Origin of the sequence: Fundicoccus ignavus, from assembly GCF_009659375.1 — a bacterium.
Lineage (GTDB): Bacteria > Bacillota > Bacilli > Lactobacillales > Aerococcaceae > Fundicoccus > Fundicoccus ignavus.
On the sequence record NZ_WJQT01000027.1, the window covers coordinates 23,089 to 31,262 of the forward strand.

General features: G+C 36.8%; 9 protein-coding genes. 8 read left to right on the forward strand and 1 reads right to left on the reverse strand.

Annotated elements, in window-relative coordinates; translation table 11 throughout:
* Positions 1–183 precede the first annotated feature (183 nt).
* The 3 genes from GF867_RS13770 to rpsN are packed head-to-tail and all read left to right on the forward strand — an operon-like array spanning position 184 to position 1,552.
* On the forward strand, positions 184–294 hold the full coding sequence (locus GF867_RS13770) for a putative metal homeostasis protein (protein ID WP_172972537.1): 111 nt from the start codon (positions 184–186) through the stop codon (positions 292–294).
* Positions 295–329: 35 nt separating this feature from the next.
* Entirely contained in the window at positions 330–1,271 is a 942-nt protein-coding gene (locus GF867_RS12405; protein ID WP_153833408.1) for a ZinT family metal-binding protein, read from the forward strand.
* A gap of 11 nt (positions 1,272–1,282) precedes the next feature.
* Positions 1,283–1,552, forward strand: coding sequence for a 30S ribosomal protein S14 (rpsN, locus tag GF867_RS12410; RefSeq protein WP_153833409.1), 270 nt, complete (start codon positions 1,283–1,285; stop codon positions 1,550–1,552).
* Between the two features lie 123 nt (positions 1,553–1,675).
* Here rpsN and GF867_RS12415 read toward each other — a convergent pair whose 3' ends face one another.
* On the reverse strand, positions 1,676–2,335 hold the full coding sequence (locus GF867_RS12415) for a CPBP family intramembrane glutamic endopeptidase (RefSeq protein ID WP_153833410.1): 660 nt from the start codon (positions 2,333–2,335) through the stop codon (positions 1,676–1,678).
* Between the two features lie 135 nt (positions 2,336–2,470).
* On the opposite strand from GF867_RS12415, the gene GF867_RS12420 reads away from it, so the two are divergent.
* From GF867_RS12420 to proC, 5 genes are read left to right on the forward strand one after another with little or no spacing between them, the layout of a single operon-like run.
* Positions 2,471–4,366, forward strand: a complete 1,896-nt coding sequence (locus tag GF867_RS12420) for an ABC-F family ATP-binding cassette domain-containing protein (protein ID WP_153833411.1) — start codon at positions 2,471–2,473, stop codon at positions 4,364–4,366.
* 24 nt (positions 4,367–4,390) lie between these two features.
* A complete protein-coding gene (locus GF867_RS12425) occupies positions 4,391–5,332 on the forward strand; it encodes a thymidylate synthase (RefSeq protein WP_153833412.1) in 942 nt (313 codons plus the stop codon).
* Between the two features lie 22 nt (positions 5,333–5,354).
* Positions 5,355–5,843, forward strand: coding sequence for a dihydrofolate reductase (locus GF867_RS12430; protein ID WP_153833413.1), 489 nt, complete (start codon positions 5,355–5,357; stop codon positions 5,841–5,843).
* 31 nt (positions 5,844–5,874) lie between these two features.
* Complete coding sequence (gene purB / locus GF867_RS12435) at positions 5,875–7,173, forward strand: adenylosuccinate lyase (RefSeq protein WP_153833414.1); 1,299 nt, start codon at positions 5,875–5,877, stop codon at positions 7,171–7,173.
* Positions 7,174–7,186: 13 nt separating this feature from the next.
* Positions 7,187–8,005, forward strand: a complete 819-nt coding sequence (proC, locus tag GF867_RS12440; RefSeq protein WP_153833415.1) for a pyrroline-5-carboxylate reductase — start codon at positions 7,187–7,189, stop codon at positions 8,003–8,005.
* Positions 8,006–8,174: the final 169 nt, after the last annotated feature.

Genomic DNA, 8,174 nt, shown 5'->3' on the forward strand with positions numbered 1-8,174 from the left:
AAAATTTTATTATAAAAAGGATTACATATTAATTTTTTACTGATTATGGTTGATAAAACAGCCTTTAGGGACTTTCTTATTAATTAATTTTTAAATAATGGTTGCTAAAGTTAAAAATTTCATTATAATTACAAATAGTAACGATTACTATTTACAAAATACTATTTTGGATGAGGTGTTGAAATGGAAAAAATTGATGTGGCGAGTGCTTATCGACGAATGAAAAGTCCCAATATTAAAACTAAGAAAAGAGCTTTGAAAATTATTAAAGCGAGTAAAGCAAAGAAAAAGTAAGTCTCAGAAGGTTCCTAAGAAAGTAGGATTTTTGGATGAAGAAAAGAATGTTCAGTTTATTAGCAACAAGTTTATTTTTGTTTAGTCCACTGCATTTAACATACGCACAAGTAGATGATCAGGCACAAGAAGAACAAATAGAATTAGTCAACATTTCAGTTGAAGGATTACAAGAACATTATCATACTGGTGACGAGATTCTTCTGACGGCTTCGGCTCCAGAGTTTGAGGGCAACTTAAACTGGCAATGGTCGATTAAACAAGATGAACAAGCAGAATGGCAAGTTGTGGCTGGTATGACGAGTGAATTATTCTCAAGAGAAGCTACGGCTAACGGTTTAATGATTAAAGCCGAACTAAGTTCTGAAGACGGAAGTATTATAGCGCATTCAGATGACTTACAGGTGCATATCGACGACCATCACTCAGATCATGAGAATGCTGAAAGAATTTATCACGGCTTTTTTTATAATGATGAGATTGAAGATCGTTCTTTAGCTGATTGGCAAGGTGAATGGAGTTCAGTTTATCCATTGTTAACGTCGGGTAAACTAGATACCGTTTTTGAACATAAGGCGAATGATACAATGTCTGCCGACGAGTACAAAGCATATTATACGGTTGGTTATGAAACAGATATAGACCAAATTTTAATTGAAGGGAACACTTTTACCTTTACTAGCACAGACGGTTCTGAACTAACTGCTGCTTATGAATATGATGGGTACGATATATTGACATACGAAAGAGGTAATCGTGGTGTAAGGTATGTGTTTAAGCGGATTGATGACACAGAAGGTATGCCTGCTTATATTCAATTTAGTGATCATTTAATTACCGAAACATTATCAACCCATTTTCATCTTTATTGGGGGGATGATCGTGAAACTTTATTGGATGAAGTGACCAATTGGCCAACTTACTATCCGTCTTTTTTCACAGAAAATCAGATACTTAAAGATATGCTAGCACATTAAGAGGAGAGAGTATGGCAAGAAAAGCTAAGCTTCAAAAAGCATTGAAACAGGCAGCTTTAATTGAACAATATCGTGAACAAAGAAAATTACTCAAAGAAGCTAAGGATTATGGGGCATTAGCTAAATTACCAAAAGATGCTAATCCTAATCGATTGAAATATCGCGATCAATTAGATGGTAGACCTAGAGCTTATATCAGAAAATTTGGCGTATCTCGGTTAAATTTCCGCCAACTGGCACACAAGGGACAATTACCTGGTGTTCGCAAAGCTAGTTGGTAATTAAATGAATTATTAATAGAAAAAGTTAGGGGATTAATCCTAACTAAATTGTTTACAGTCCTATCGAAAGACATATAAAAGAGACTTGTGCAGATCGAATGATTCACACAAGTCTCTTTCGTTTTATGCAATCGCGAATAAGAGATACATCATCGTCAGAGCAATCATATTGTTGACAAAGTGAAATAACATACCGGGTATAACATTACGGTCGTATTCCCAATAGATTTTTGTTAACACAATAGTAATTGGTAAGTATAAGGCGAAGTCTGCCCATTCAAAAGAATGCATATAGGTGAATAAAAAGGCAGAGAATATTGTCGAACCAACCAGAACATATTTATTGTTCTTCTTCCATGGACCCATCATCGCTTCGCGGAAGACCAACTCTTCTACAACCGGTGCATAAATCGTCAGTAACAATACATTAGCCAGCATCGACATATTCTGAGCTGCTTCGTTTAAATATTCCTGATTTTGTCCTAATGTTGAAGTGTCCATAAACTGATCTAAGACCGTTATCGCAGCAATTCTTAATAACAACATGATGAAATAATATCCGATTAATTTTCCAAAGAAACGCCCTAAATTTGGAGTTTCCGCACGGAATCTATCCCATTCAGCTGCTAAATGGTCTTTAAATAGTATTACAGCGAATAACAAGAGTAGCATGGAAACAACAAAATTAGCTGTAATTATACTCATGAAAGGCATTAGCAATCCTGAGCCTAGTATCATCACAATGAAGTAGCCAAAGAATAAGATGGCAGATTTTTTTAACATAACATCACCTCTATAAAGTTTTCATTAGGTTTACCTTAAAGGAAAGTAAAACGACTTTCAAGAATTAAGAAGCCAAAATGAAAATTCACTAAGTATTATGGTATAATTGGTTGAGATTTAGATGGGAGCAGACAGATGAAAGAATTAACAATAGAAAACTTACATAAAACATATGGTACTAAAACTTTGCTTGCTGGCATTGACTTCATGATTCGTACAGGTGACCGAGTAGGTTTAATCGGACCTAACGGAACTGGAAAAAGTTCATTCTTGAAAGTTATTGCGGGTTTAGATAATTATGATGATGGTTTAATTAAACATCCAAATCAATATTCAATCGCATACTTAGATCAGAATCCTGAGTTTGATGAGGTGAAATCAATTCTTGAAACTGTTTATGACAGTAACGCACCTCAAATACAGCTTGTCTTGAACTACGAAAACATCCGAATTGAGTTAGAAGCTGATCCAATGAACGAACGTCTTCAAACCAATTTCACACGTATTACGGATGAAATGAATGCTAAAGAAGGCTGGGATGTTGAAGTTCGTGCAAGAACAATTCTTTCACAACTAGGATTGAATGATTTGTCTCGTTCAATCGCAAGCTGTTCAGGTGGTGAACGTAAGCGAATTGGGATTGCACAAGTCTTGATTGCTGAACCAGACCTGTTGATATTAGACGAGCCGACCAACCACCTAGATGTTCAATCAATCCAGTGGTTGGAAAAGTATCTAGCAACTTATAAAGGGGCTTTGCTATTAGTAACTCACGACCGCTACTTCTTGGAGCGAGTCGTCAATAAAATTATTGAATTGAAACATGGTCATTTGACGGCTTATGAAGGTAATTACGAAACATATTTAGAAAAGAAAGCTGACTTAGAAGCTCAAACAGCGCGTCATCAAGAAAAGCAAGATAGTCTATTTAAATCCGAACTCGCTTGGATGCGTAAAGGAGCTAAAGCGCGTACTACGAAACAACAAGCTCGTATTGAACGTTTTAATGACCTTAAGCAAAATATTCAAAAACGAGATGTTGATGCAGATGGCTTCCAATTTGAATTTGAACAACAAAGAATTGGTAGTCGCATCATGGAATTAGAAGAAGTAAGTGTTAAAATTGCGGATATAAATGTTATTGATAATTTCACTAAATCTTTTGTTAAAGGCGAAAGAATAGGGATTATTGGTGAGAATGGTGTTGGTAAGTCCACACTAATGAACACCTTAGCGGGTTTACATCCTATTGCAAGTGGAACTTATGAAATAGGACAAACTGTACGTCTGGCTTACTACCGTCAACTTGATCAAGATTTACCTGGTGAAACACGTGTCCTAAGTTATTTAACAAAAATTGCGGATGATTTTCCAATGCCAGATGGAACGAAAGCAAATGCTTCACAATTACTTGAACAATTTAATTTCCCACGCGTAACACACGGTCAGGAAATTAAGCATTTGTCCGGTGGTGAAAGACGTCGTCTTTACTTACTGAGTTTACTTGTCCAACAACCCAATGTTCTAATATTAGATGAGCCAACCAATGATTTAGATATCGATACATTGACGGTTCTTGAAGATTATGTTGATCGATTTGAAGGTGTTGTTTTAATTGTGTCGCATGATCGTTATTTCTTAGATAAAACCGTGGATCAATTATTAGAATTAACAGGTAATGGGCAATTTGAGTTAAGCTGGGGGAATTATTCTGATTACTTAGCTAAACAAGATCAGCTTGCTGCTCAACAAAAAGCAGCTGTAGTAGAGAAACCAGTTGAAAAAATAACACAAGTAGAAAACACTGAAAAAGCAAAACGAATGACCTACCAAGAGAAAAAAGAATGGGCAACTATTTTAGATGATATTGAGAAAGCTGAACAACGTATTGAAGGAATTCAAACTGAAATGAATTCTATTACGAGTGACGCTGTACGTTTAATTGAATTACAAGAAGAATTAGATAGTCTTGATGAGGCTTTGTTGAATTACTACGAACGTTATGAGTATTTAAGTGAATTGTCAGAATAATAAACTTAAGAAGGTGAGAGGGATATGAAAGCATACCGTGATTTAATCGAAAAAGTATTAGAAACAGGTAATAAAAAAGAAGATCGAACGGGTGTCGGAACCCTTAGTGTATTTGGTTATCAAATGCGCTTTGATTTAAATGAAGGATTTCCGTTATTAACAAGTAAAAGAGTCCCTTTTGGCTTGATTAAAAGTGAATTACTTTGGTTTTTAAGAGGCGATACAAATATTCGTTATCTGTTAGAACATAATAATCATATCTGGGATGAGTGGGCGTTTGAACGTTATGTTAAGAGTGACCGCTACAATGGGCCTGATATGACTGATTTTGGTTTACGTGCCCCTAAAGATGAAGCCTTTAATGCGATCTATCAAGCAGAAATGAAAAAATTCCAAGATTATGTGCTAAATGATGCTGAATTTTCGAAAGAGTTCGGAGATTTAGGTGATGTTTACGGCAAACAATGGCGTTCATGGGAAATGCGCAATGGTGAAACACTTGATCAAATTGCAAATGTGATTGATCAAATTAAACACAATCCTGATTCTCGTCGCTTGATTGTTACAGCTTGGAACCCGGAAGACGTACCGAATGCAGCTTTACCCCCTTGTCATACACTGTTTCAATTTTATGTGCACGATAACAAATTGAGTTGTCAGTTGTATCAAAGAAGTGCAGATATTTTCTTAGGTGTGCCATTTAATATTGCGAGTTATGCATTATTAACTCACTTAATAGCGCGAGAAACTGGCTTAGAAGTCGGTGAGTTTGTTCATACTTTAGGCGATGCTCATTTATATTCGAATCACATTGAGGCGGCGAACACATTGTTGAGTCGTGAGCCAAGAGAATTACCACAATTAGTGATTGAAGGTGATGCTTTAATTGATGAGATTGACAGTGCATCGATTAAAGTAGAAGGCTATCAACCTCACCCAACAATTAAGGCACCGATTGCAGTTTAATAATAAAGGAGACTGATAATTAATGATTTCTTTTGTATATGCTCAAGAAAGAAATGGTGGGATAGGTTATGAAGGCGATTTGCCTTGGAGCTTACCCAATGATTTGAAATTTTTCAAAGAAACCACAATGGGACATACGATGATAATGGGGCGTAAGACTTTCGAAGCAATGAATCAGCGCTTATTGCCAGGTCGTAAAACAGTCGTGATGACAACTCAATCTAATTACGGTCAAGAAATTGAAGGTCTAACTGTCGTACATCAACTAAATGAGGTACTCGAATTAGCAAAATACGAACATCTCATGGTAATTGGTGGTGCAGAAATCTTTAAAATATTATGGCCACATGCGGATGAAATTATTCGTACAGTCATTGACGAAGATTTCCCAGCTGATGTTTACATGCCAGAGATTGATGAAACCTATTGGCAAAGAGTTAAAGTGATTGAAGGTGAAACAGACGAAGCAAATCGTCATGTTCATCAATACGAATGGTGGAACCGTAAGTAACAATAGTTTTAATAATTGAGGAGATATAAGAATGACAATAGCACGTTATACACGTCCTGAAATGAAAGAAATTTGGTCAGATGACACGAAATATCAAACATGGTTAGAAGTTGAGATTGAGGCTTGCCAAGCTTGGGCTAATTTAGGTTTAATTCCTCAAGCAGATGTAGATGCGTTAAGAAAAAATGCATCATTTACTGTTGAACGCATTCTAGAAATTGAAGAAGAAACTCGTCACGATGTAGTAGCCTTTACTCGTGCGGTAAGCGAAAGTTTAGGCGAAGAAAGAAAATGGGTTCATTATGGTTTAACAAGTACTGATGTGGTGGATACTGCTTATGGTTACCAACTTAAACAAGTGAACGCTATTTTACGTAAAGATATCGAACGCTTATTAGAGGTCACAGCTAAACGAGCAAATGAGCATAAATATACCATTCAAATGGGGCGTACGCACGGAGTACATGCGGAACCAACAACGTTCGGTTTGAAATTAGCAGGTTTTTATTCTGAAATGAAACGTAATCTTGAACGATTTAATCTTTCAGCTGCAGGCGTTGAAGCGGGTAAAGTTAGTGGAGCAGTTGGAACTTTTGCGAATACACCCCCTGAAGTTGAAGCTTATGTATGTGAATCATTAGGCATTCGTGCACAAGAAATTTCAACGCAAGTTTTACCGCGTGATTTACATGCAGATTATGTTGCAACACTCGCATTAATCGGTACAAGTGTTGAGCGTTTTGCGACTGAAATTCGCGGCTTACAAAAATCTGAAACACGTGAAGTTGAGGAGTATTTTGCAAAGGGGCAGAAAGGTTCTTCTGCTATGCCGCATAAGCGTAATCCGATTGCGAGTGAGAATGTAACGGGCTTAGCGCGTGTGATGCGTGGTTATATTACGCCAGCCTATGAGAATGTTTCATTGTGGCATGAGCGTGATATTTCGCATTCTTCTGCTGAGCGAATTATGCTTCCGGATATTACGACATTATTAAACTATCAATTAAATCGCTTTGCTAATTTAATTGAGAAATTAACGGTTTACCCAGAGAATATGTTGAAAAACATGGACCGTACGTATGGGTTGATATTCTCTCAAAGAGTGATGTTAACGTTAATTGACAAGGGGATGAGTCGTGAAGCGTCTTATGATACTGTTCAACCCTTAACACAACAGGCTTGGGACGAGCAACTACAATTTAGAGATTTAGTTGAAGCGAACGAAGTGATTACTGGTCATTTATCTGCTGAAGAAATTGACAGTTTATTTGATCCAAGCTACCACTTGAAGCAAATTGATGCAATTTTCAAGCGTGTTGGTTTAGATTAAAGGAGGTTTAGCTATGGCACAAACGACTATTGGAATGATAGGGGTTGGCAATATGGCCTCTGCCATTGCTAAAGCAATGCATAGGGCGGATGCTAATCTAGATTTATGGTTAGCTAATCGTACAGCGAATAAAATTAAATCTTTAGTTCAAACATTAAGTGCGCAACATGTTTTAATGGATAAGATTGATACAGCATTACTAAAAGGAACCGATATGATTTTTATTGGTGTGAAGCCAAAAGATATTTCAGCTTTGTTTGCCAATTTAGGTGATAGTGTAAATATTGATCAAGCCATTACATGGGTCAGTATGGCTTCGAATGTTTCATTAGCTGAATTAAAAGCCTTGACGCCTGAGCATCACCATTGGATCCGTATTATGCCTAACACCCCTGTTGAAGTAGGTGAAGGGTTTACGAGTTATTGTTTTTCTGAAGGGTTACCTGAAGAAACTTTATCAAAGTTTAAACAAATCATGAGTGCCTCAGGAACGATCACTCATATCGAAGAAGCATTGTTTGATGTTGCGAGTGGAATGGCTGGCTGTAGTCCAGCTTTCATCTATCAATTGATTGAAGCCATGAGTGATGCTGGAGTGGCTTATGGATTAAATCGCCAACAAAGCATCGAAATGGGTGCTCAAGCAGTCAAAGGTGCTGCAAGTATGGTACTAAAAACAGGGAAACATCCTGCACAATTAAAAGATGCGGTGACAAGTCCTGGTGGAACTACTATTGCGGGTGTTAATACCTTAGAAGCAGAAGGTTTCCGTGCCGCAATCATTAAGGGAATCTCAGCGTCTATTGAGAAAACACGAGAATTACAGAAGTAAACTTAAAACTCCTACTACTTTTAAAGTGGCAGGAGTTTATTTAGAAAGACTAACTATATAAAGTCAAGCAATAAGTTGTAAAAACATTACGTTAAATTTTAGAAATTGAGGGCACACCAAATAAGCTCAAAGAGTGTATTTTTTAAAATTTACTGTAATCGAACTTCGT